This window comes from Enterobacter sp. SES19 (genome assembly GCF_011765665.1).
In the GTDB taxonomy this organism is placed as follows: Bacteria; Pseudomonadota; Gammaproteobacteria; order Enterobacterales; family Enterobacteriaceae; genus Enterobacter; species Enterobacter pseudoroggenkampii.
Genome location: NZ_CP050320.1, coordinates 2,276,591 through 2,299,285, shown reverse-complemented (window position 1 = coordinate 2,299,285; position 22,695 = coordinate 2,276,591). Strand labels below are relative to the sequence as shown.

Annotated in this window: 18 protein-coding genes; 12 read left to right on the top strand and 6 right to left on the bottom strand. The window is 56.8% G+C overall.

All coding sequences use genetic code 11. From position 1 onward, the window contains the following. Window positions 1–53: 53 nt before the first annotated feature. The gene (locus tag GXP72_RS10975) at window positions 54–1,391 is read right to left on the bottom strand and encodes a TolC family outer membrane protein (RefSeq protein WP_024908386.1); all 1,338 of its coding nucleotides are present in this window, start codon (window positions 1,389–1,391) and stop codon (window positions 54–56) included. Between the two features lie 739 nt (window positions 1,392–2,130). Between GXP72_RS10975 and GXP72_RS10970 the strand changes: the two genes are divergently transcribed. Both GXP72_RS10970 and GXP72_RS10965 read left to right on the top strand, forming a co-directional pair. Further along, window positions 2,131–2,874: a DeoR/GlpR family DNA-binding transcription regulator gene (locus GXP72_RS10970; RefSeq protein WP_208763874.1), complete on the top strand. Its 744-nt coding sequence runs from the start codon at window positions 2,131–2,133 to the stop codon at window positions 2,872–2,874. A 13-nt stretch (window positions 2,875–2,887) separates the two neighbouring features. Beyond that, the gene (locus GXP72_RS10965) at window positions 2,888–3,955 is read left to right on the top strand and encodes an oxidoreductase (protein WP_208763873.1); all 1,068 of its coding nucleotides are present in this window, start codon (window positions 2,888–2,890) and stop codon (window positions 3,953–3,955) included. Between the two features lie 84 nt (window positions 3,956–4,039). Here GXP72_RS10965 and cybB read toward each other — a convergent pair whose 3' ends face one another. Beyond that, a complete protein-coding gene (cybB, locus tag GXP72_RS10960; RefSeq protein WP_032647085.1) occupies window positions 4,040–4,570 on the bottom strand; it encodes a cytochrome b561 in 531 nt (176 codons plus the stop codon). Window positions 4,571–4,759: 189 nt separating this feature from the next. On the opposite strand from cybB, the gene gap reads away from it, so the two are divergent. Continuing rightward, window positions 4,760–5,761, top strand: a complete 1,002-nt coding sequence (gene gap, locus GXP72_RS10955; RefSeq protein ID WP_208763872.1) for a type I glyceraldehyde-3-phosphate dehydrogenase — start codon at window positions 4,760–4,762, stop codon at window positions 5,759–5,761. A 62-nt stretch (window positions 5,762–5,823) separates the two neighbouring features. On the opposite strand, the gene GXP72_RS10950 is transcribed toward gap, so the two are convergent. Then, window positions 5,824–6,618 (bottom strand): YdcF family protein, encoded by a 795-nt coding sequence (locus tag GXP72_RS10950; RefSeq protein ID WP_090417049.1) that lies wholly within the window; start codon window positions 6,616–6,618, stop codon window positions 5,824–5,826. Between the two features lie 327 nt (window positions 6,619–6,945). On the opposite strand from GXP72_RS10950, the gene GXP72_RS10945 reads away from it, so the two are divergent. The 5 genes from GXP72_RS10945 to GXP72_RS10925 all read left to right on the top strand — a co-directional run bounded on the left by GXP72_RS10945 (window position 6,946) and on the right by GXP72_RS10925 (window position 13,301). Beyond that, a complete protein-coding gene (locus tag GXP72_RS10945) occupies window positions 6,946–8,265 on the top strand; it encodes an MFS transporter (protein ID WP_090418188.1) in 1,320 nt (439 codons plus the stop codon). Window positions 8,266–8,423: 158 nt separating this feature from the next. Beyond that, the gene (locus tag GXP72_RS10940) at window positions 8,424–10,076 is read left to right on the top strand and encodes an MFS transporter (protein ID WP_045910485.1); all 1,653 of its coding nucleotides are present in this window, start codon (window positions 8,424–8,426) and stop codon (window positions 10,074–10,076) included. Between the two features lie 22 nt (window positions 10,077–10,098). Next, window positions 10,099–11,178, top strand: coding sequence for an HlyD family secretion protein (locus GXP72_RS10935; RefSeq protein WP_048223106.1), 1,080 nt, complete (start codon window positions 10,099–10,101; stop codon window positions 11,176–11,178). Continuing rightward, on the top strand, window positions 11,178–12,557 hold the full coding sequence (locus tag GXP72_RS10930; RefSeq protein WP_208763871.1) for an efflux transporter outer membrane subunit: 1,380 nt from the start codon (window positions 11,178–11,180) through the stop codon (window positions 12,555–12,557). Before GXP72_RS10935 ends, GXP72_RS10930 begins: the two co-directional genes overlap by 1 nt. Window positions 12,558–12,641: 84 nt before the next feature. Further along, window positions 12,642–13,301: an O-methyltransferase gene (locus GXP72_RS10925; protein ID WP_061715210.1), complete on the top strand. Its 660-nt coding sequence runs from the start codon at window positions 12,642–12,644 to the stop codon at window positions 13,299–13,301. Between the two features lie 70 nt (window positions 13,302–13,371). Here GXP72_RS10925 and hrpA read toward each other — a convergent pair whose 3' ends face one another. Then, complete coding sequence (hrpA, locus tag GXP72_RS10920; RefSeq protein WP_061715211.1) at window positions 13,372–17,274, bottom strand: ATP-dependent RNA helicase HrpA; 3,903 nt, start codon at window positions 17,272–17,274, stop codon at window positions 13,372–13,374. A gap of 205 nt (window positions 17,275–17,479) precedes the next feature. On the opposite strand from hrpA, the gene azoR reads away from it, so the two are divergent. Together azoR and GXP72_RS10910 are read left to right on the top strand one after the other, a co-directional pair. Then, window positions 17,480–18,085 (top strand): FMN-dependent NADH-azoreductase, encoded by a 606-nt coding sequence (gene azoR, locus GXP72_RS10915; RefSeq protein ID WP_008502313.1) that lies wholly within the window; start codon window positions 17,480–17,482, stop codon window positions 18,083–18,085. Window positions 18,086–18,174: 89 nt separating this feature from the next. Continuing rightward, window positions 18,175–18,861, top strand: a complete 687-nt coding sequence (locus GXP72_RS10910) for an RluA family pseudouridine synthase (protein ID WP_048990896.1) — start codon at window positions 18,175–18,177, stop codon at window positions 18,859–18,861. Window positions 18,862–18,868: 7 nt separating this feature from the next. On the opposite strand, the gene GXP72_RS10905 is transcribed toward GXP72_RS10910, so the two are convergent. Then, a complete protein-coding gene (locus tag GXP72_RS10905) occupies window positions 18,869–19,408 on the bottom strand; it encodes a DUF2058 domain-containing protein (RefSeq protein ID WP_008502315.1) in 540 nt (179 codons plus the stop codon). A gap of 243 nt (window positions 19,409–19,651) precedes the next feature. On the opposite strand from GXP72_RS10905, the gene GXP72_RS10900 reads away from it, so the two are divergent. After that, on the top strand, window positions 19,652–20,626 hold the full coding sequence (locus GXP72_RS10900) for a DUF1852 domain-containing protein (RefSeq protein ID WP_048990895.1): 975 nt from the start codon (window positions 19,652–19,654) through the stop codon (window positions 20,624–20,626). 23 nt (window positions 20,627–20,649) lie between these two features. Then, window positions 20,650–21,678, top strand: coding sequence for a methionine synthase (locus GXP72_RS10895; RefSeq protein WP_208763870.1), 1,029 nt, complete (start codon window positions 20,650–20,652; stop codon window positions 21,676–21,678). A 5-nt stretch (window positions 21,679–21,683) separates the two neighbouring features. On the opposite strand, the gene GXP72_RS10890 is transcribed toward GXP72_RS10895, so the two are convergent. Beyond that, window positions 21,684–22,616, bottom strand: coding sequence for a LysR family transcriptional regulator (locus GXP72_RS10890; RefSeq protein ID WP_208763869.1), 933 nt, complete (start codon window positions 22,614–22,616; stop codon window positions 21,684–21,686). Between the last annotated feature and the right edge of the window lie 79 nt (window positions 22,617–22,695).

Sequence of the window (22,695 nt, the reverse complement as noted above, 5' to 3'; positions counted from 1 at the left end):
AAAAACACCCATTATTTTCAGACTTATTTTTGCGCAACACTGCGCGTCTTTTTTTAACTCAAGTCAGGTAATTTTGCGGCAGCGTTTTTCTCTATTCCAATAAGCGGCATTAAATTATCAACCGCGGAAGCATAATTAATTGCCGAACTCCAGCCATCATACTCAGCGATTATTTTCGCTGATGTGGCCTGCCAGACATCCTGCTCAACGCTAAGCAGATCGTTAATGCTCCGCTTGCTCAGGGTGTATTCATTTTTGTAAACATCGCGGGCGCGCAGCGCATTTTCCAGCTGTTGCTTTCCGGCCTCCATTCTTCCCCGTGCGCCGGTCCAGTCAGCCTGCGCGACGGAGGCTTTTTGCAGAACATCGAAACGTGCCTGATCGACCTGAGAGGAGGCCATGGCCCGTGCGCCTTCCGCCTGCCGAACGCGAGCGGAAACCGCGCCCCCCTGATACAGCGGAGCATCGATATTGAGCTGTATCTGGTCGTCCCAGTATGAACGGTTGTCCGATTCATAACGGGTGCGCCCCCCTTTCAGGCTTAACGTCGGCCAGTGCTGGGACTTCGCCGTTTCCACGCCATACTGAGCCGAACGTTCCATGTTCTGCGCGGCCATCACAGCCGGTATTAACGAATAATCAATACGGTTGAGCGAATCTGGCTCAACCGCGAGGTTCGCAGGCACTGGCGAAAAGTTATCTGCCTGCATGCCGGTTAATACCGCAAGCCTTGCCCGGGCGCTGTTTAAGGCGGCGTGATACTGCGCGACCGTAGCCTGCATGCCGGCAATACGCGTGCGGGTCTGGAGCTCATCGGAGGTCGAACTCACGCCCGCGTCGGCGCGCAGCTTTGCCAACTGCTCAACGTTTTTGAGTGCCAGAACGTTCTCCTTTGCCGCCTGCAGCAGATCGGAATAGCGTTTGACCTCTACATAGCTCAGCGCCGTTTTTTCCGCCACGTCCGAAAGCGTTCCCATCAGCTGATAGCGGTAGCTATCGCGCTGGGCGGAAGACTGGCTAATGCTGTTGTTGGTCTTGCCAAAATCGTACAGCAACTGCGTCAGGCTCAGCCCCCAGGCGGCGGAATTCTTCAGCGACCCGCTGGAATCGGTGGTCTGGCTGTGCCCTGTACTCCCGTTCAGCGATATTTGTGGCATCCAGCCGCTGCGCGCTTCATCTATTTGTGCCTGGCCAATACCTAATTGCGCGGCCTGCTGACTAATTGATGGATCGCGATCGATAGCAAAAAGAATACTTTCTTTTAAGGTTGTGGTTGCCACCGGGGCAATTCCCACCTGACTACTATTGGCGTACGCCGTATTTATGGCTAATGAAATGAATGCCAGTGCTGCTGTAAATCGGCGTAACATAGGCTTTCGTAATATCGTCATGTTATCTCCCTGACTCTGAGTGATACTCAAGCAAATACCCAAAAAGAGGTACAGATAATTAGACAAATATCTTATTAAGCTACCATGCTGAATTTTAGGTAATAATCCCCATACCCATTTCCATTGGAGATGAGATCTGCCTGCGTCTTATTTCAATTAAGAATTTACTTATTTCTTAAACTGGTTAGCAGCATAACAAAATGTGGTATAGCCCACTACACCCACAATGTTAATGTGGTGTTACAAGTAAGAAAAAACATGGGGTTTCTGGACAAAACTCTAAAAGTCTCCTTTCAGATGAAACATATAAACCTCCTGTTATCTAAGGAAAATTCTTAATTCTTTCTGTGCACATTTTTGCGTTAATTTCATAGCGGGTCAGACACAAAGATTTTCAAAGAAATGTCAATTTAAGTAACCAAAGGGGTATATTTAAAATTAAAAGCTTTTAAAAAACTAATTAAAGCAATTAAAAACTGCATTATTTTAATTTAACAGCATTTAAAACCACACAATGACAATACGTTGGTTACATAGCCCAAATCGTTAAATAAAACATAACAATAACATTGTGATTAACATTCAAAACGGCTTCCTTATACCTGCTTAATAAAATTTTAATAATCACCTATCTGAATCATCACACCGCTGTACATCGTCATGACCACAATCCTCTTCTCTCTGCGTCAAAATGCTGTATTATGCAAACTATTGCGACATTTTGCAGGAATGTACTCACATGCACAAAACCGCTCGTCAACGCTACGTCCTGTATATCCTCAGCGAGCATGGCCAGGCCAGCATCACCGACCTGGCCGAAAAGCTGCAGGTTTCAGCCGATACTATCCGTCGGGATCTGACCGACCTGGAAAACCAGGGCCTTGCGCAGAAAAACCACGGCGGAGCCATCGCGCTCAACCTCTCCGCCATGAACCGTCAGGGCCGCAATACGCTGCTGCCAGAGACCAAACAGCGCCTGGGTAAACAGGTCGCACAGCGGGTTCCACCGGGTTCCACCCTGTTTCTGGATGCCGGAAGCACGGTGATGGCCGTCGCCACCTTTCTTCAGGGGCCGCTCACCGTCATTACCACATCGCTGGATATCGCCCAGCACTTTAGCGACCGGGAAGACGTTGAGCTGATCCTGCTCGGTGGAAAATGGGACCACAAGCAGCGCCTGTTTGCCGGCAGCGCCACGCTGTCTTTACTGTCCCGCTATCGGGCAGATATCGCCATCCTCGGGGCATGCGCCATTCATGCCGAACTGGGGTTGAGCGCCGGTAAAGAAGCGGATGCCGAGGTGAAACGCGCGATGCTCGACGCCAGCCATGCGCACTGGATTGTCGCGGATCACCTGAAAATTAACCGCTGCGAGCCGTATCTGGTATCCGGGTTATCCAGCATTCAACAACTCTTTTTAGATCGTCCCTGGCCTGAGCTTGGGGACCATAGCGCACTGCAGGTCACGGTGTGCGCGAATTAACGTGGAGAAGGTCATGAGTAACGTTCAAACAATCAACATTGCGCTGATCGGGTATGGATTTGTCGGTAAAACCTTCCATGCCCCGCTGATCCAGTCTGTGGACGGGATTAAGCTGGCAGTTGTCTCTTCTCGTGATGAAGAGAAGGTTAAACGCGATCTGCCGGACGTACAGGTGGTGGCGACACCGGAAGAGGCCATTCAGCATCCTGATATCGATCTGGTGGTGATTGCCTCCCCAAATGCCACGCACGCCCCGCTGGCGACGCTGGCCCTGAACTCGGGTAAACACGTGGTCGTGGATAAGCCTTTCACCCTCGACATGCAGGAAGCCCGCGACCTGATTGCGCTGGCGGACGAAAAGCAGCTGCTGCTCTCCGTCTTCCATAACCGCCGCTGGGACAGCGATTTCCTCGGCATTAAGCAGATTATTGAGCAAGGCACGCTCGGCAAGGTTAAACACCTGGAGTCGCATATTGACCGCTTCCGCCCGGAAGTGCGCGTGCGCTGGCGCGAGCAGAACGTCCCCGGGAGCGGCCTGTGGTTTGACCTGGGCCCACATCTTATCGACCAGACGCTACAGCTCTTTGGCCTGCCGCAGTCGGTTCAGGGGAATATCGCGACGCTGCGCGACGGCGCAGAAATTAACGACTGGGCGCACGTGGTCTTAAACTACCCGGAGCATAAGGTGATTCTGCACGCCAGCATGCTGGTGGCTGGCGGTACGGCGCGCTTTACCGCCCACGGGGACAAAGGCAGCGTGGTGAAGGCCAGAATCGATCAGCAGGAAGCGCAGCTGCTCTCAGGGGTGATCCCAGGCAGTGAAACCTGGGGCGAAGACAGCGACAGTATGGTGTTCTTTGGGGCTGACGGTGCACCACAGACGATCCCTACCCCGAAAGGCGATCAGCGCCAGTATTACATCAACGTACGTGATGCGTTACGCGGGAAAATCACCAACCCTGTCCACCCTGTTGAGGCACTGGCGGTCATGGCCGTGCTGGAAGCGGCGGTGAAGTCGTCGGAGACGGGGTCAACGCAGGCGCTGGCGTTAACGGCTGAAGAGCGTGCTCTGCTGGGTTAAAAACAAGCCGGGTGGCGCTGCGCTTATCCGGCCTACGATTCAGAGCGTAGGCCCGCGTAAGCGAAGCGCCGCCGGGCGAGAAGACTACGAACGCTTTTTCGGCATCATGCGCAGAAGAGTATTATCTTTCCAGAAATAGTGATGCATCAGCGCCGCCGCCGCGTGCAGGCCAATCACAAAATAGCCCAGGTTTGCCAGCGTCTCGTGCCACGCCTTCAGCGTATCCACCAGATCAAAATTGGACTCCGCCGCATGCGGCATCGCCAGGCCAAAGGCAAACCAGTCGCTGCCCCGGTTGTACATCATCACAATCCCGATCAGCGGCAGCGCAATAAACAGCAGATACACCACCAGGTGCCCCAGATGAGACATCCCCGTCACCATCGCTTTTGGCTTCGGCTGAATCGGGGGCGCACGGAATTTCAGGCGAACCAGCAGACGCGTCACCATCAGCACCAGAATACCGATCCCGCATGACACGTGGATCATATTGATCGCCGGACGCGCGGTGCGCGGGAAGAAACCTTTGAACTCCATGGCGCAGTAGGCGACGATGATTAACAGAAACACCAGCCAGTGGATGCCGATTTGCAGGCTTGTATATTTAGTGCGCATGTGATTTCTCGATTATAAACAGTTACCGCGCCAACATAATCCCCTTTCCTTAAAAATTCATTAACTTTTCTGTATGGATTTTCAAATACTTCCCCCCGCATGAAGCATCTTCAATTGCCGCCCTGCCCGTGATGGTCTAAGCCTGGATGAGTTCAAACTGTCGCATCGACACGTTTACAGGAGAACACCATGAGTAAAATTGGCATTAACGGCTTTGGACGCATTGGGCGCCTTGTCCTGCGTCGCCTTCTTGAAACCCAGGACAGTAATACCGTCGTCGCCATCAACGACCTCACCTCACCGAAAGTACTGGCCTACCTGCTCAGGCATGATTCCAACTACGGTGGCTTCCCGTGGAGCGTAGATTTCACCGAGGATGCGCTGATTGTTGACGGTAAAACCATTGCGGTGTACGCCGAAAAAGAGGCGAAGCACATTCCGTGGAAATCCGCCGGTGTGGATATCGTCGTGGAGTGCACCGGCTTTTATACCTCTGAAGAGAAATCACGGGCGCACCTGGACGCCGGCGCGAAGAAAGTGCTGATCTCTGCCCCTGCGGGTGACATGAAAACCATCGTCTACAGCGTGAACGACGACACCATTGACGCCGGTGATACCATCATCTCCGTCGCCTCCTGCACCACCAACTGCCTCGCCCCGCTGGCCAAAGCCCTGAACGATGCGTTTGAAATAAAAGTGGGCACCATGACCACCATTCACGCTTATACCGGCACGCAGGCGCTGGTGGATGGCCCGCGCGGGAAAGATCTTCGCGCCTCGCGGGCGGCGGCAGAGAATATCATTCCGCATACCACCGGCGCCGCCAAAGCCATTGGTCTGGTGATCCCTGCGCTCAGCGGCAAACTGAAAGGCCACGCGCAGCGCGTGCCGGTTAAAACGGGCTCCGTTACCGAACTGGTGGCCATTCTGGGCAAGAAAGTGACCGTTGAGGAGATCAACGCCGCGCTGAAAAAGGCGACGCAGGGCAATAAATCGTTCGGGTATACCGATGAAGAGATCGTGTCGTCAGATGTGATTGGTTCACATTATGGTTCAGTGTTTGACGCCACGCAGACGGAGGTGTCAGAAGCGGGAGACCTTCAACTGGTGAAAGCCGTTGCCTGGTATGACAACGAGTATGGGTTTGTGACGCAGCTGGTGCGGACGCTGGATAAGTTTGCGGCGCTGTGATTTTTCCCACCCACCCCTCACCCTAACCCTCTCCCCAAAGGGGCGAGGGGATTGTTCCGTGCCTAAATTATTTTACGTGCGCCCTTCAGGACAGGATCCTGCTGCAGCTGTTTCCATGCGGCGGTGACGGCCTCGGGGAATTCAACGTGAGCAATATAATCCCGCCCGGCCGGGCCATAGCCGTTGGCGTTATCATACAGGCGCGGCAGTTCCCCCATAACCAGTGAAAGGTAACGGTCAACGGGCCACAGGCCGGTGTTGCCCTCGCTGAATTCCACGCCCTCGTTTCCGTTTTGCAGTGTCGGCGTAAACCCCGGATGGCTGAGCCACTGCGGTGAAACGGGCTCATCCCGACAAACGCGGGCAAATGTCGCCATCGTGCGGCGCTGCATCGTCGGATCCTGCACCACCAGCACCCGCCCGGTCGTTCGATGATGCTGTTTCAGCATGTTCCAGCTAAAGCGCGCGTTTTCACCGCAGTTGGTGGAGCGATCCTCAACCCACAGCTGCGCCTCGGGGATCTGCCAGAACGCCCGCGCAATGTCGGCAAGAATGCTCGCTTCAGCCCGCCCGGTGACCGGTACGGTGTGGTAACACGGATGATTGCCAATCGCGGTATATAAAAAGCTAGTCGAATGCCCGATGCCGCCGCTAATCAGAAGCGGCACGTCTTGCTGAGAGGCCATCCGGCAGGCCGCGTCAATGGTTGGGATCACCGCGTTTCCTGCCAGAATCACCGCATCGACTTCCGGGAGCGGACGCGTCGCGCTCAGGTCATCCTGCGCCAGCCATTCACCGACAGTATTGATGGCCGCCAGCGTGGCATTCGCCAGAACGGGAAAATGGGGCTGAACCATGGTGAACTCCTCACGTTGTTGAAGCACCGAATTTATCATTTTTCTGAAATAACCAGAAACATCCAAAAATCATCGGGTTGCACCTGCCTATTATGCTTTTGATTTCCAGCCTTACAAAACATTGTATTGTACAGGCGTCATGAAAAAGCACCCAGCGCTGCTTATTTCACCGTGATCTGACCAGTTTTATCCCCCCTGCGCTTGCCAAACGCAACATCCAACCCTAAGTTGCTTAACAATTTCACAACCTTTTTCATCATCACAGGTTGCACCTGAAGCGCGCCAGGTGACACCTCTCTCATCATCAACGTGGCGGGGTTTCTGGTCATGACAGAACATGAAAGTACGACGACGGTATTACGAAAAAATAAAAAGGTGTTAATCGCCAGCCTTACCGGGAGCGCCATTGAATGGTTTGACTATTTTCTCTACGGTACGGCGGCCGCGCTGGTCTTCAATAAGATCTTTTTCCCGATGGTCGATCCGGTGATCGGACTCATTCTCTCTTATCTCTCTTTCTCCTTAACCTTCTTTATTCGCCCCATTGGTGGGGTACTTTTCGCCCACATTGGCGACCGCATCGGACGTAAAAAAACCCTCGTGTTGACCCTCTCTTTGATGGGAGGTGCAACCGTCATGATTGGCCTGCTGCCCACGTATGAGATGATTGGCCTGTGGGCGCCCGCTCTGCTGATCCTGATGCGTATCATTCAGGGGATGGGCATTGGCGGTGAATGGGGCGGCGCGCTACTGCTGGCCTATGAATATGCGCCAGAAAAACGTAAAGGCTTCTTCGGCAGTATTCCGCAGGCGGGCGTCACCATCGGTATGCTGATGGCAACTTTTATCGTTTCGCTGATGACCCTGTTCAGCGAGGCGGATTTCCTCTCCTGGGGCTGGCGCATCCCGTTCCTGCTAAGCTCGGTTCTGGTGTTGCTCGGCCTGTGGATCCGCAAAGATATTGATGAAACGCCCGATTTTAAGCGAGTCAAAGCGTCCGGTCAGGTGGCTAAGGCCCCGCTGCGCGATACGCTGAAGCATCACTGGCGTGAAGTGTTGATTGCCGCCGGTCTGAAGGTGGTTGAAACCGCCCCCTTCTACATCTTCTCGACCTTCGTGGTGAGCTATGCCACCAGCACGCTGACGTATCAGAAATCGCAGGCGCTGGAAGCCGTGACGCTGGGTGCGCTGGTGGCGACCATTATGATCCCGCTAATGGGGCTGCTCTCCGATAAGGTAGGCCGTCAGCGCATGTACGCGATCAGCGTCTTCGTGCTGGGCCTGTTTATCGTACCGTGGTTTATGCTGCTCAATACCGGCACCACATGGGGTATCGTGCTCGCGACGATCATCGCCTTTGGCGTGCTGTGGGCCCCTGTCACCGCGGTACTGGGCACGCTGTGCTCTGAAATCTTTAGTGCAAACGTGCGCTACACCGGCATTACTCTAGGCTATCAGCTGGGTGCCGCGCTGGCAGGCGGTACCGCGCCGCTGATTGCGACCGGACTGCTGGCAAAATACGACGGCGACTGGGTGCCGGTGGCCTGGTATCTTGCCGTCACGGTGACCATTTCTTTAATCGCGATTTTCTGCGCCAGCCGCGTTAAGCGCGCCACTCTCATCCAGGCGCAGCCCGAACGTCTCTGACCCTTCCCGGCCCGTCCTGCGGGCCGCTCTTTTTCCTTAAATTTCCCTTCACCATTTGATTAACATGCGTAAATCATATTCACTTGAATTATCATTTGCGGGAGTCGTAGAATCGCTAGCCCGCTAATTATTCAATCATTTCTAAGGTAAACGACGTTATGCGCCTGCCCGAACGCGACCCTTATGCTCCTCGCGAGTGGCAGCCACATGAGAAACCCGCCCTGCTGGGTTCGCCCTCCACGCCCGAACACAGTACGCCAAAACGCATTGCCTACGGCGTCGTGGGCCTGCTGGTCTGCCTGACGGGGGCGCTGGGGAATGCGGTGGTGACCGCCAACCTGCAAAATTTGCAGGGAACCTTCGGCGCCTGGTCAACCGAAATCGCCTGGCTGCCCGCGGTCTATGTGATGACCAACATCTCCATCAACCTGCTGCTGGTGAAATTCCGCCAGCAGTACGGTTTGCGCGCCTTTACGGAAGGTTTTCTGGTGCTGTACGTGCTGGTCACCTTCTTCCATCTTTTCGTAAACGATCTCAGCTCGGCGCTGATGGTTCGCGCCGCGCACGGCATGGTGGCCGCCGCGCTCAGCTCACTGGGGATTTACTATCAAATCCAGGCCTGGCCTGCGAAGCACCGCCTGAAGGCGCTGACCATCGGCATCACCGGATCGTCGCTCGCCATCCCGCTGGCCCGCCTGTTTTCGACCGAGCTGCTGCAGCTGGACGAGTGGCGCGGGCTCTATTTCTTCGAACTGGGGCTGGCGCTAATCTCCCTGGCCTGCGTAATCGCCTTAAAACTGCCGCCGGGCGACCGGCGCAAGGTCTTCGAGAAAAAAGACTTTATCACCTTCTTTTTAATGGCCCCCGGGATGGCCCTCCTCTGCGCCGTGCTCTCTTTAGGCCGCCTTGACTGGTGGTTCGAAGCGCCTTGGATCGGCTGGTCGCTGGCCCTATCGCTGGTGCTGATTGTCGCAGCCATCGTCTTTGAACATAACCGCAGCAACCCGCTGCTGAACACCCGCTGGCTGTCGAGCGGCAGCATCGTCCGTCTGGGGCTGATTATGCTGCTGATCCGTATCGTGCTGGCCGAGCAAAACACCGGCGTCATCGGCTGGCTGCAGTACGTGGGCTTACAGAACGAGCAGATGACGCACCTGGCGTGGTCTATTTTCGCCGGGATCGTCTGCGGGATTGTCACCAGCTGTCTCACCATCAAGCCAACGAAACTGGCGTGGCCAATCATCACGTCTCTGGCGCTGATGATTGTTGCCTCGCTGCTGGACAGCCAGTCCAACAACCTGACCCGTCCGGATCAGCTGATGGTAAGCCAGTTCCTGCTGGGCTTCGGCAGCGCCTTCTTCCTGGCGCCCGCTATGCTGGCCGCCATTGGCGGGGTGATCGCCGACCCGCGTAACCTGGTCAGCTTCTCGGTGATGTTTGGCATGAGCCAGAACCTCGGTGGCCTGCTGGGCTCCGCGATCCTCGGCACCTTCCAGACCTGGCGCGAGAAGTACCACTCCAGCCTGCTGGCGGACCAGCTCACCACGCTCAACCCGCTGGTCAACGAGCGAATTCAGCTTTATACCCAAATGTACAAAAGCCTGATTGGCGACAGCGCGCTGCTGGGCACCCAGGCGATAACGCAGCTGCAAACGGTGACCGCGCTGGAGGCGAATATTCTGGCCTACAACGATACTTATCTGCTGACGGCGAGCATCGCTGCCGCCACGCTGGTCTGGATTTTATGGCGCTTGCTGCGCCTGCGCATCACTGCCCGTCTGGCGCTGAAGAACGCCACCGGCAACAAATAATTGAAAGAGTTCTGGAGAGTTTATGAGTCAGCAGGATGCCGCCAAAGAGCAGGCCAACACCCGCAAAAATGTGCGCATTGTTTCCGTTTTCACCGCCGCAGCCATCGGTATCGTCGGCGTACTGGTGATCCTTTATGCGTGGCAACTGCCGCCGTTCACCCGTCACGCGCAGTTTACCGATAACGCCTACGTGCGCGGCCAGACGACGTTTATCAGCCCGCAGGTGAACGGCTATATCACCGAGGTGAAGGTTCAGGACTTTGTGCAGGTCAAAAAAGGTGACCTGCTGCTGCAGATTGATGACCGTATCTACCGTCAGCGCGTGCACCAGGCCGAGGCGCAGCTGGCGATGAAAATTGCCGCCCTGAATAACAACCTGCAGCAGCGTAAAAGCGCCGAAGCAACGATCGCCAAAAATGACGCCGCGCTGAAAAATGCCCGCGCGCAGAGCCTGAAAAGCCAGGCGGATTTAAAGCGGGTGAAAGAGCTGACGTCTGACGGCTCGCTTTCCATTCGCGAACGCGACGCGGCGCTGGCCAGTGCCGCTCAGGGCAGTGCCGACATTGACCAGGCGAAAGCCGCGCTTGAGATGTCGCGTCAGGATCTGCAGACGGTGATTGTCAATCGCGGTGCGCTGGAGGCGGATGTTGAAAACGCCAAAGCCGCTCTGGAGCTGGCACAGATTGACCTGCAAAACACCCGCATTGTGGCACCGCGTGACGGTCAGCTCGGCCAGATCGCCGTGCGTCTCGGGGCCTACGTGACCGCCGGGACGCACCTCACCACCCTGGTGCCGCCGCAGCACTGGGTCATTGCCAATATTAAAGAGACCCAGCTCGCGGAGCTGCGCGTCGGTCAGCCGGTGAAATTCACCGTTGATGCCCTGAACAACAAAGCGTATCAGGGACGCGTGGAGAGCATCTCTCCGGCAACCGGCGTGGAGTTCAGCGCCATCACGCCGGACAACGCCACCGGCAACTTTGTCAAAATTGCCCAGCGTATTCCGGTGCGCATTGAGGTGCTCGGTAAGCCAGAAGATTCCGCGCTACTGCGTCCGGGTATGTCGGTACAGGTGACCATTGATACGCGGGAGGCGAAGTAATGATCCTTCGCCCGATAGCCGTGCTGGTGGCGGCGGTCATGCTGGCCGGATGCCAGTCCGTTGACGTCAAGCCGGCGCAGCCGACGCTGCACATCCCCACCCAGTGGCGCACCGTCTCCGGCCCTGCCAGCCCGACGGAGCAGCTCTGGTGGCGCAATTTCCATGACAACCATCTCAACCGCTATGTGGACCAGGCGCTGCAGAATAACAGCGACGTGCTGATCGCCCGCGAACGGATAAACGAGTATCAGGCGCGGGTCTATGCGGCCGACGGTAGCCTGTTTCCCTCGCTTGATGCAGGCGTAACCGGGACGCGCGCCCGTTCACAATCCGCCGCGACCGGGCTGCCGGTTTACGGCACGCTGTACAGAGGGAGCCTGACGGCGAGCTATGACGTGGATATCTGGGGCGTCAACCGCAGCACCTCTCGCGCTGCCGAAGCCTCGCTGGCAGCGCAAAAAACCGCCGCCGCGGCCGCGGATTTGACCGTTGCCTCGTCCGTTGCATCCGGCTACGTCACCCTGCTCTCGCTTGACGAACAGCTGCGCGTGACCGAATCCACGCTGAAATCGCGCGAAGAGGCGTTTAATCTTGCGAAGCGTCAGTTTGAGACGGGCTACAGCTCGCGCCTGGAGCTGATGCAGTCGGATTCCGAGCTTCGCTCAACACGGGCGCAGGTGCCCGTGCTGCAGCACCAGATTGCACAGCAGGAGAATGCCCTGAGCCTGCTGCTGGGAAGCAACCCCGGCGACGTGGCGCGCAGCGCAAGCTTCGCGGCACTGACGCCGCTGACGCTGCCGTCGCAGCTGCCTTCTGCGCTCCTGAACCGCCGCCCGGATATCGTCCAGGCCGAACGCCAGCTGGTGGCGGCTGACGCCTCGCTCGCGGCGTCGCGCGCCAGCCTGCTGCCGTCGATCAACCTGACCGCCAGCGGATCGGTTCAGGATCGCACCCTATCCGGCCTGCTGGACAACCCGCTTCAGCTCTGGAGCGTCGGGGGCAGTATTCTCGCCCCGCTGCTGAACCGCCAGGCGCTGAATGCGCAGGTAGACATTTCGCAGTCCCAGCGTAACCAGGCGCTGTACGCCTATGAAAAAACCGTGCGTAACGCGTTTGCCGAAGTCAACAACAGCCTTGATGCGATAAGTCGCTATCAGGAACAGCTGACGGAGCTGCTTGCCCAGCAGGATGTGGCGCAGGAGACGCTGCGCATTGCGCAGAATCGCTATCGCAACGGTTATTCCTCCTATCTTGACGTGCTGGACGCGCAGCGCACGCTGTACTCGGTTCAGACCAGCGTGGTGCAGGTGAAAAATAACCTGCTGCTGGCGCAGATTGATTTGTATAAAGCGCTGGGCGGCGGCTGGGTCAATGTCTGAAGGCGCTTAACGGGCCTGGATTTCGTCACGTAGGCCGGGTAAGGCGCAGCCGCCACCCGGCGATTCCCCCTCAGGAGACAATCTATGCAACAACAGTGGTCTGCAGTTGATAATTTCATGATTTCTTCGCTTATTCCTGACGATGACGTACTGAGCCAGGTTCTGGAAAACAACAAGCGCGCCGGGCTACCCGAACACGATGTCGCCGCCAATCAGGGGCAGCTGCTGGCACTGTTCGTGCGCATGACGCAGGCAAGACGCATTCTTGAGATTGGGACGCTGGGTGCCTACAGCTCAATCTGGATGGCGCGTGCGCTGCCGCCGGACGGTAAGCTGATTACGCTTGAGGCCAATCCGACGCATGCCGGGGTTGCCCGCCAGAATATTCACCTCGCGGGGCTAGACGAACGTATTGAATTAATTGAAGGCCCGGCCCTGAGTTCGCTGGAGAATTTCGGTGAGGTTCCGTCGTTCGACCTGATCTTTATCGATGCCGATAAGCCAAACAATCCCGGCTATCTGGAGTGGGCGCTGCACTATTCCCGTCCCGGCACGGTAATCATTGGCGATAACGTGGTGCGCGACGGCGAGGTCATTAACGGGCAAAGCGACGACGCGCGCGTGCTGGGCGTGCGGCGGTTTATCGAGATGATTGGGGATAACCCGCGCTTAACCGCCACCGCGCTGCAAACGGTGGGGGTTAAGGGATGGGATGGGTTTACGCTGGCAATGGTGAACGGGTGATAATTGTGCGGGCTGATGCCCTCATCCCGGCCCTCTCCCACAGGGAGAGGGCGAAAACCGGGCAAGGGTTTTAACCGGAAATCTGCTCCATCGCCTGCAGAATACGCTTGTCCGAAATCGGATACGGCGTACCGAGCTGCTGGGCAAAGAAGCTGACGCGCAGCTCCTCAATCATCCAGCGGATCGCATGCACGTCTTCATCGTCGCGGCGCGCTGGCGGCAGCTTGTTGAGCCACTGCTGCCACGCCTGCTGCACGCTTTCCACTTTCAGCATCTGCGCGCGATCGCGGTGCGGGTCGATAGCCATTTTTTCCAGACGTTTTTCAATCGCCTGCAGATAGCGCAGCGTATCGCCCAGGCGCTTAAAGCCGTTGCCGGTGACAAAGCCGCGATAGACCAGCCCCGCCATCTGCGCCTTCACGTCCGAGAGCCCCAGCGCCATGGTCATATCCACGCGCCCCTTCAGGCGCTTGTTGATATTGAACACGGCGGTGAGGATCTGCTCGACCTGTTTGGCAATCTCCACCACGGTGTCGTTCAGCTCCGCGCGCACCTTTTCATGAAGCTGTGCAAAGCCCTCTTCCGTCCAGACCGGGCCGCCCGCCTCATGGATCAGCTTGTCCACGCCGCAGGAGATGCAGTCGTCAATCAGATCCAGCACCTTGCCGTACGGGTTAAAGTACAGCCCCAGCTTGGCTTTGTTCGGCAGCTTCTCGTGCAGATACTTGATCGGCGACGGGATGTTGAGCAGCAGCAGACGACGCAGCCCGCGCCACATCATCTGCTGCTGTTCCTGCGGGTTATCAAACAGTTTGATCGCCACGCTGTCGCGCTCGTCCACCAGCGCAGGCCAGGCTTTCACCTTATAGTTGCCGCGCTTCTGCTCGTAGCTTTCCGGAAGCTGACCAAAGCTCCAGATGTGCAGCCCGCTCTGCTCGATGCCGTCGTCCGCCACCGCAGAGAGCGTCTCCTGGACTTTGCCTTTCAGCGCCTCTTTCAGCTCGCTCAGGGAACGCCCTTCCAGCAGCTTTTTATTTTTATCGTCCACCACGCGGAAGCTGATTTTCAGGTGATCGGGCACCTGATCCCAGTTCCAGTCGTCGCGGTCGATGGTCGTTCCGGTCATACGGCGGAACTCACGCTCCAGCGCGTCCAGCAGCGGCAGCTCCAGCGGCGTGACGCGGCCCAAAAACGCTTCCGCGTAGTTTGGCGCAGGCACAAAGTTGCGGCGCACCGGTTTCGGCAGGGATTTGATCAGCGCAATCACCAGCTCGCGGCGCAGGCCGGGGATTTGCCACTCGAACCCGCTCTCATCCACCTGGTTTAACAGCGGCAGCGGAATGTGGACGGTCACGCCGTCCGCGTCTGCCCCCGGCTCAAACTGATAGGTCAGACGCAGCTTGAGGTTGCCCTGATGCCAGAAGTTCGGGTAGTCGAGTTTGCTGACCGACTCCGCGCCCTCTTTAATCAGCATGCTCTTTTCAAAGTTGAGCAGGTCCGGCGTCTCTTTGCTGGCCTTCTTCCACCAGCTGTCGAAGTGGCGGGCGGAAATCACATCGTGGCTGATGCGCTGGTCGTAAAACTCAAACAGCGCCTCATCGTCCACCAGAATGTCACGGCGGCGGGACTTGTGCTCCAGCTCCTCCACTTCGGCGCGCAGCTTCAGGTTTTCACGGAAGAAGGCGTGGCGCGTCTGCCAGTCGCCCTCCACCAGCGCGTGGCGGATAAACAGCTCGCGACTGAGCGCCGGATCGATCTGGCTGTAGTTGACCTTACGCGCGGCGACCACCGGCAGGCCGTAAACGGTCACTTTCTCGGTCGCCATCACCGCGCCCTGCGCGCGCTCCCAGTGCGGTTCACTGTACGAGCGCTTCAGCAGATGCTGCGCCACCGGCTCCACCCATTCCGGATCGATACGCGCGGCAATGCGTCCCCACAGGCGGCTGGTTTCCACCAGCTCCGCGACCATGGTCCATTTCGGCGGCTTCCTGAACAAGCCGGAACCGGGGAAGATTGAGAAACGGGCGTTACGCGCGCCGGTATACTCCTGCTTCTCGGCGTCCTTCATCCCAATGTGGGACAGCAGGCCGGTCAGCAGCGCGATATGAACTTCGCGGTACTCCGCCGGTTCGCTGTTGACCGGAATACCCAGCTCTTTCACCACCTGGCGCAGCTGGGTGTAGATATCCTGCCACTCGCGCACGCGCAGGTAGTTGAGGAAATCTACGCGGCACTGGCGGCGGAACTGATTCGAGGAGAGCGCCTTCTGCTGCTCGCCGAGGTAGTTCCACAGGTTCACAAAGGCGAGGAAATCGGACTCTTTGTCGTGGAAGCGGCGGTGCTTTTCGTCTGACGCCTGCTGTTTGTCCATCGGACGCTCGCGCGGATCCTGAATGGAGAGCGCCGAGGTAATGATCATCGCCTCGCGCACGCAGCCGTGCTTTTGCGCTTCCAGCACCATGCGTGCCAGACGCGGGTCGACCGGCAGCTGGCTGAGCTGGCGGCCCAGCGGTGTCAGCTTGTAGACCGTCGCCTGCTCGTCGGTGGTGATCGCCCCGAGCTCTTCCAGCAGACGCACGCCGTCCTGGATGTTGCGTTTATCCGGCGCTTCGACGAACGGAAACGCCGCGATGTCGCCCAGCCCCAGGGCGGTCATCTGCAGGATAACGGACGCCAGGTTGGTGCGCAGAATTTCCGGGTCGGTAAATTCCGGACGCGACAGGAAATCGTCTTCGGAATAGAGACGAATACAGATCCCTTCCGACACGCGGCCACAGCGGCCCTTACGCTGGTTAGCAGACGCCTGCGAAACGGGCTCAATCGGCAGCCGCTGAACCTTGGTACGGTAGCTGTAGCGGCTGATGCGCGCCGTACCCGGATCGATCACATATTTAATGCCCGGTACGGTCAGCGAGGTTTCCGCCACGTTGGTCGCCAGGACGATGCGGCGTCCGCTGTGCGGCTGGAATACGCGGTTCTGTTCGCTATTGGACAGGCGGGCATACAGCGGCAGGATCTCGGTGTGGCGCAGGTCGCGCTTGCTGAGCGCATCGGCGGTATCGCGAATTTCACGCTCGCCGCTCATGAAGATCAGAATGTCGCCCGCGCTTTCGTTACCCAGCTCGTCGACGGCATCGAAGATGGCCTGCAGCTGGTCGCGCTCGGTATCGTCCGCCTCTTCCACAATCGGGCGATAGCGCACCTCGACCGGATAGGTACGACCAGAGACTTCGATAATCGGCGCATTGTTGAAGTGCTTCGAGAAGCGCTCCGGGTCGATGGTCGCGGAGGTGATGATAACTTTCAGATCCGGGCGACGCGGCAGCAGCTCTTTCAGGTAGCCGAGCAGGAAATCAATGTTCAGGCTACGCTCGTGCGCTTCGTCAATGATGATGGTGTCGTACTGCATCAGCAGGCGATCCTGCTGGATTTCCGCCAGCAGAATACCGTCGGTCATCAGCTTGACCATGGTGTTATCGCTAACGTGGTCGCTGAAGCGCACCTTGTAGCCGATGCAGCCGCCCGGCTCCGTCTGCAGCTCTTCGGCAATACGGTTGGCAACGGTGCGCGCCGCCAGACGACGCGGCTGGGTGTGGCCAATCAGGCCTTTGATCCCGCGGCCCAGCTCCATACAGATTTTCGGCAGCTGGGTGGTTTTCCCCGAACCGGTTTCCCCCGCGACAATCACCACCTGGTGGTCGCGTACGGCCTCGAGAATGTCCTGTTTCTTCTGGCTGACGGGCAGGTTTTCCGGGTAGGTAATCGCCGGACGTGCGGCTTCGCGCAGCACAACTTTCCCTGCAGCCTGTTCAATCTCTTTCGCCATCTCCTGGTAAATGGCCTGTTGTGCATCAGGATTTTTAACCTTCTTGACGCCGTGCAGACGGCGGGCGAAGCGCTGTTTGTCGCGCAGCGTCAGAGAATCGAGCTGTTGCAGGAGCATCGGGAAGGTGAATTTTTGTTGTTCTGTCATAGCGTTAAAGGGCAGTACACGCCCTGATAAACTCTCTTTTTCATGATTGCTATAGAGTACCACACTGACGCCTTTGGCGCCTTATTCAAAAAATTCGAACATAGGCTTCGATATATTGCGCTATCTCTGTGGCAGGATTGTGAATAGAGTGTCAACAAGCAACGGGGCAACCCCCTTCAATCAAATGCAACAACAGGAATCACCCATGAGCAAAGTATTAGTTTTGAAATCCAGTATTCTGGCAGGGTACTCTCAGTCTGGTCAGCTGTCTGATTACTTCGTTGAACAGTGGCGTGAACAGCATTCTGCTGACGAAATCACCGTGCGTGACCTGGCTGCAAACCCAATTCCTGTGCTGGATGGCGAGCTGGTTGGCGCGCTGCGCCCAAGCGATGCACCGCTGTCTCCACGCCAGCAGGAAGCCCTGGCCCTGTCCGACGAGCTGATTGCTGAGCTGCAGGCGCATGACGTTATCGTCATCAACGCCCCAATGTACAACTTCAACATCCCAACCCAGCTGAAGAACTACTTCGACCTGGTGGCGCGCGCTGGCGTAACCTTCCGTTACACCGAGAACGGCCCGGAAGGTCTGGTGAAAGGCAAGCGTGCGATCGTACTGACCAGCCGTGGCGGTATCCATAAAGACACCCCAACCGACCTGGTTGCGCCGTACCTGAGCCTGTTCCTGGGCTTCATCGGCATCACTGACGTGAACTTCGTGTTCGCGGAAGGTATCGCTTACGGTCCGGAAGTGGCGACCAAAGCGCAAACCGACGCGAAAGCCGCCATCGACAGCCTGGTTGCAGCGTAAGACTTCACCCTCTCACCGCCCGGTGGGAGGGTTTTTCTTTTCCCCGCTTTTCGTTATCATCCGCTCCCACTCTCCAGCCGGGCGGCCTGATGTCTGTAATCGTCGATAACTTTATTGCCCCACCTTGTCTCGATGAGATCGAAATTCTCTGGCAGGACGAGCATCTGCTGCTGATCGATAAGCCTTCCGGCCTGCTCAGCCTGTCGGGCAAAAATCCGCAAAACCTTGATTCCGTCCATTATCGTCTGGTTCAGACGTTCCCCGGCTGCACGCTGGTGCACCGTCTGGATTTTGGCACGTCCGGGCTGATGGTGGTTGCGCGCAATAAAGCCATCAACGCGGCGCTGTGCCAGCAGTTCAGCCAGCGCAGCGTGGAGAAAGCCTACAGCGCCCTGCTTTGCGGACATGTGGAAAATGACGAAGGTGTAATCGATGCGCCGATTGCCAAAGACCCGGCGCTGTTCCCGCTGATGTCGATCTGCGCCATCACCGGTAAACCCGCCCGCTCCCGCTATCGGGTTGTGGAACGGTTTTATCAGGGGACGGGGCTGCCGTTAACGCGGGTGAAACTGATCCCGGAGACCGGGCGAACCCATCAGCTGCGTATTCACTGCCAGCAGTTGGGGCACCCTATTCTGGGCTGCGATCTGTATGGCGGTCTTGACGTGCCGGGCGCTGAAGAAACGCCCCGGCTGATGCTGCATGCCAGCGAGCTGAATTTTATTCATCCCGTGAGCGGCGAGCCGGTTAACGCCCGTCACGCCGCCCCGTTCTGAATGCGGTTTACCACATCAAATCGTCAGGGATTTTGAAGTCCGCGTACGGATCGTCTTCGTCCTGCTCTTCCTGGCTGAGCGCGCTGTTTAACACGATGCTGTCGGCATCGCGCTGGGCAATTTTATCGGCCACCACTGCCGGAATGATCGCGTAGTCGCAGTCACCGTTAGCATTTAGCACCAGACGCGCAATCGCCAGACGGCCGTTGATCAGCTGGGTCTGCGTTTGCTTATCGACTTCAATCTTTTTAATCAGCGTACCGTCGGTAAAGTTAAAGGTGATGTTGCCTTTCGCCACGGTGATGCGGTTCATCTCAATCAGCTGCTTCACCTGCGCCTTAAACTCTTTCGCCAGCACGGCCTGCTTCTGCTGCTCGCTCAGCAGCTTGTCACGCTCGATCTGCGCCTTCTTGTTCTCTTCGACCGCTTCACGGGCCTCACGCGCCTGAACGCGTGATTTCTTTGCCGTACGCTGCACTTTCGCCGCTTTCTTGCTGCTGACAAGGCCCGCTTTCAGCATCTGCTCTTGTAAGGTGAGTTTTGTCATGATTGTTTCTAAACCGGTTGGAAATTTTGGGGATTATAGCGGGAATTGAGGAAAGAGTGCGACATTAGCAGAATCGTAGGTCGGGTCCACCCGGCAAGAAGGCAGCGAAACCTCGCGGACTACCCTTCATGAAGTTCGCTCATGTTGCAGTGAAATTAAGTCACTTCCCCTGCGCCGCGGGGTCAGGCATAAATTATGCATTGGTAACTTCTTAGCAACATGAACTTAGGATGCATAACCACAATGAGCAAAGCTTTCACATATAACCTTAAGCGCAGTTGCTTCGATGAGAATTACAACCCGTCAGAAAATACGCGTACGACCACTAACTTTGCCAACCTGGCCCGCGGGGAAAAACGTCAGGAGAACCTGCGCAATACGCTGGTGATGATCAACAACCGCTTCAACGCCTTAGCGCGCTGGGATAACCCAACCGCCGATCGCTACGCGGTAGAGCTTGAAATCATCTCTGTCGATTTGAACATTGGCGCGGAAAAACCGTTCCCGGCCATTGAGATATTGCAAACGTATATTGTCGACAAGAAAAACAACCAGCGTCTCCCTGGCATCGTCGGGAATAACTTCTCGTCTTACGTGCGGGATTATGATTTCAGCGTCCTGCTGCTGGAGCATAACAAGAACCAGCAGCACTTCAGCATTCCGGAAAAGTTTGGCGAGCTGCACGGCAATATCTTCCACCACTTTGTGAACTCACCGGAATACAAAGAGAACTTTAGAAAGGGACCGGTGATCTGCCTGAGCGTCTCCAGCAAAGATACCTATCGCCGCACCGGTAATCAGCACCCCGTGCTGGGCGTTGAGTATCAGCCGGATGGCGAATCGCTCACGGAGCAGTACTTCGCGAAGATGGGCCTGAGCGTGCGCTACTTCATGCCGGAACACAGCGTGGCGCCTTTCGCGTTCTTCTTTACCGGCGATTTGCTGAGCGACTACACCGATCTGGAACTGATTGCCACCATCAGCACGATGGAGACGTTCCAGAAGATCTATCGCCCGGAAATTTATAACGCCAACTCGGCGGCCGGACTGTGCTACCGACCGGATCTGAACCAGCAGGATCACTCCTTAACCAAAATTGTGTATGACCGGGAAGAGCGAAGCCGTCTGGCGATTGAACAGGGTCGATTTACCGAAGAGTACTTCATTAAGCCTTACAAACACATTCTTGAGCAGTGGTCTGATAACTACACGCTTTAATACATCAAAAAAGGTCTTTTATTATGAAAACATTGCTCCCGACTTCAACGGCTGGCAGCCTGCCTAAGCCGACCTGGCTTGCGCAACCTGAAACGCTGTGGTCACCCTGGAAATTGCAGGATCAGGAACTGCTGGCGGGCAAGCAGGATGCGCTGCGCCTGTCTCTGGATGAGCAGATCCGCGCGGGAATCGATATCGTCAGCGACGGGGAACAGACCCGCCAGCACTTCGTCACTACCTTTATTGAACACCTGAGCGGCGTCGATTTTGAGAACCGCCAGACGGTGCGCATTCGTAACCGCTATGACGCGAGCGTGCCGACCGTGGTCTCCGCCGTCGCGCGGCAGAAACCGGTCTTCGTGGACGATGCTAAATATCTACGTAAGCTTACGGACAAGCCGATCAAATGGGCTCTGCCGGGGCCAATGACCATGATCGACACCCTTTACGACGCGCACTATAAAAGCCGCGAAAAGCTGGCCTGGGAATTCGCCAAAATCCTCAATCAGGAAGCGCGAGAGCTAGAGGCCGCAGGCGTGGATATTATCCAGTTTGATGAACCGGCGTTTAACGTCTTTTTTGATGAGGTCAACGACTGGGGTATCGCCGCGCTGGAGCGCGCCATTGAAGGGCTGAAGTGCGAGACCGCGGTACACATCTGCTACGGCTACGGTATCAAGGCCAATACCGACTGGAAAAAGACGCTCGGATCCGAGTGGCGCCAGTACGAAGAGGCCTTCCCTAAGCTGCAGACCTCTAACATCGACATCATCTCTCTGGAGTGCCACAACTCCCGCGTGCCGATGGATCTGCTGGAGCTGATCCGCGGCAAGAAAGTGATGGTTGGCGCGATTGACGTGGCAACCAACACGGTTGAAACGCCGGAGGAAGTGGCCGATACGCTGCGTAAAGCGCTGCAGTTTGTCGATGCCGACAAGCTGTATCCGTCAACCAACTGCGGTATGGCTCCCCTCTCCCGTGAGGTCGCTAACGGCAAGCTGAAAGCACTTAGCGCTGGCGCAGAGATTATCCGCAAAGAGCTTGGCGCGTAATCCCCTTACCTTTGCCAGTAAAGCGGCGTACCAAAGCGCTCGACGTAATAATCAATTACCGCCCTGACGTTCAGGGGCGGATGTCGGGCATCAGGATAGATCGCCGCAATAGCCTGCTGTTCCGTATTGATGGCACACTCCAGCGCGGGCAGGAGCGAAATCAGCTCACCGCGCTGGAGCTGTTCACTCACCAGCCAGTCCGGGAACAGCACGATCCCCATTCCACCCAGCGCCGCAGCGAGTAACGCCTCCGCATTATTGGAGGTCATCAATGGCGTCACGGGATAGTGTATCCACGCCTCGCCCTTCCTGCGAAAGAGCCAGCGGTTTGGCCCTGACGATCCGCGATAGACAAGACAGTGATGACGGTTCAGATCGTCCGGTCCTTCAGGTGCACCATGTTTACGCACGTAGTCCGGCGACGCGGCCAGATGATAAACCTGCTGCCCGAACACTCGCGCATGAAACGAGGAGTCCGTCAGTACACCAATGCGGAAGATAAGGTCTGCCGCATCCCGGTGGGGATCGATAAAATCATCGGTCAGCGTCAGCTCTACGCTCAGGCGAGGATAGCGTTCCGACAGGCCGGGAAGTCCTGGGGCTATGTGCTTCTGGCCGAAAAACACCGGTCCGTTAATGCGGATCGCACCGGACGGTTCCACCGCACGCGCGTCCAGTTCCCGGCGCGCCTCTTCCAGATTTTCCGCCATCGACCGGGCGTAGCGAACAAACAGATGACCGCTTTCCGTGGGAATGACGGCCCGCGTATTGCGATAGAAAAGCTGCTGCCCGAGCGCGTCCTCAAGCTGGTGGATCACGCGCGATATCTGCGAGGCCGATATCCCCTGCCGCCGCGCCACGACGGAGAAGTTCTGCGCTTCATACACATCGATAAAGATCAGCAGCGCGCGGATGTTGATGTTGCTGGCGTCAACCATTAATGCATTTCTCGCAAAGGTGTTTCCAGCATTATGGCATTTTTCTCATTGAACAACCCACGTAATCTTCTCCGCCTGA

Excerpts from the sequence above, each read along its gene's own strand:
- GXP72_RS10910 (WP_048990896.1), top strand. The coding sequence starts at position 18,175 with ATGTCTGTAATCGTCGATAACTTTATTGCCCCACCTTGTCTCGATGAG.
- gap (WP_208763872.1), top strand. The coding sequence starts at position 4,760 with ATGAGTAAAATTGGCATTAACGGCTTTGGACGCATTGGGCGCCTTGTC.
- cybB (WP_032647085.1), bottom strand. The coding sequence starts at position 4,570 with ATGCGCACTAAATATACAAGCCTGCAAATCGGCATCCACTGGCTGGTG.
- GXP72_RS10975 (WP_024908386.1), bottom strand. The coding sequence starts at position 1,391 with ATGACGATATTACGAAAGCCTATGTTACGCCGATTTACAGCAGCACTG.
- GXP72_RS10940 (WP_045910485.1), top strand. The coding sequence starts at position 8,424 with ATGCGCCTGCCCGAACGCGACCCTTATGCTCCTCGCGAGTGGCAGCCA.
- GXP72_RS10945 (WP_090418188.1), top strand. The coding sequence starts at position 6,946 with ATGACAGAACATGAAAGTACGACGACGGTATTACGAAAAAATAAAAAG.
- GXP72_RS10930 (WP_208763871.1), top strand. The coding sequence starts at position 11,178 with ATGATCCTTCGCCCGATAGCCGTGCTGGTGGCGGCGGTCATGCTGGCC.
- hrpA (WP_061715211.1), bottom strand. The coding sequence starts at position 17,274 with ATGACAGAACAACAAAAATTCACCTTCCCGATGCTCCTGCAACAGCTC.
- GXP72_RS10900 (WP_048990895.1), top strand. The coding sequence starts at position 19,652 with ATGAGCAAAGCTTTCACATATAACCTTAAGCGCAGTTGCTTCGATGAG.
- GXP72_RS10965 (WP_208763873.1), top strand. The coding sequence starts at position 2,888 with ATGAGTAACGTTCAAACAATCAACATTGCGCTGATCGGGTATGGATTT.
- GXP72_RS10935 (WP_048223106.1), top strand. The coding sequence starts at position 10,099 with ATGAGTCAGCAGGATGCCGCCAAAGAGCAGGCCAACACCCGCAAAAAT.
- GXP72_RS10970 (WP_208763874.1), top strand. The coding sequence starts at position 2,131 with ATGCACAAAACCGCTCGTCAACGCTACGTCCTGTATATCCTCAGCGAG.
- GXP72_RS10905 (WP_008502315.1), bottom strand. The coding sequence starts at position 19,408 with ATGACAAAACTCACCTTACAAGAGCAGATGCTGAAAGCGGGCCTTGTC.
- GXP72_RS10950 (WP_090417049.1), bottom strand. The coding sequence starts at position 6,618 with ATGGTTCAGCCCCATTTTCCCGTTCTGGCGAATGCCACGCTGGCGGCC.
- GXP72_RS10890 (WP_208763869.1), bottom strand. The coding sequence starts at position 22,616 with ATGGTTGACGCCAGCAACATCAACATCCGCGCGCTGCTGATCTTTATC.
- GXP72_RS10895 (WP_208763870.1), top strand. The coding sequence starts at position 20,650 with ATGAAAACATTGCTCCCGACTTCAACGGCTGGCAGCCTGCCTAAGCCG.
- GXP72_RS10925 (WP_061715210.1), top strand. The coding sequence starts at position 12,642 with ATGCAACAACAGTGGTCTGCAGTTGATAATTTCATGATTTCTTCGCTT.
- azoR (WP_008502313.1), top strand. The coding sequence starts at position 17,480 with ATGAGCAAAGTATTAGTTTTGAAATCCAGTATTCTGGCAGGGTACTCT.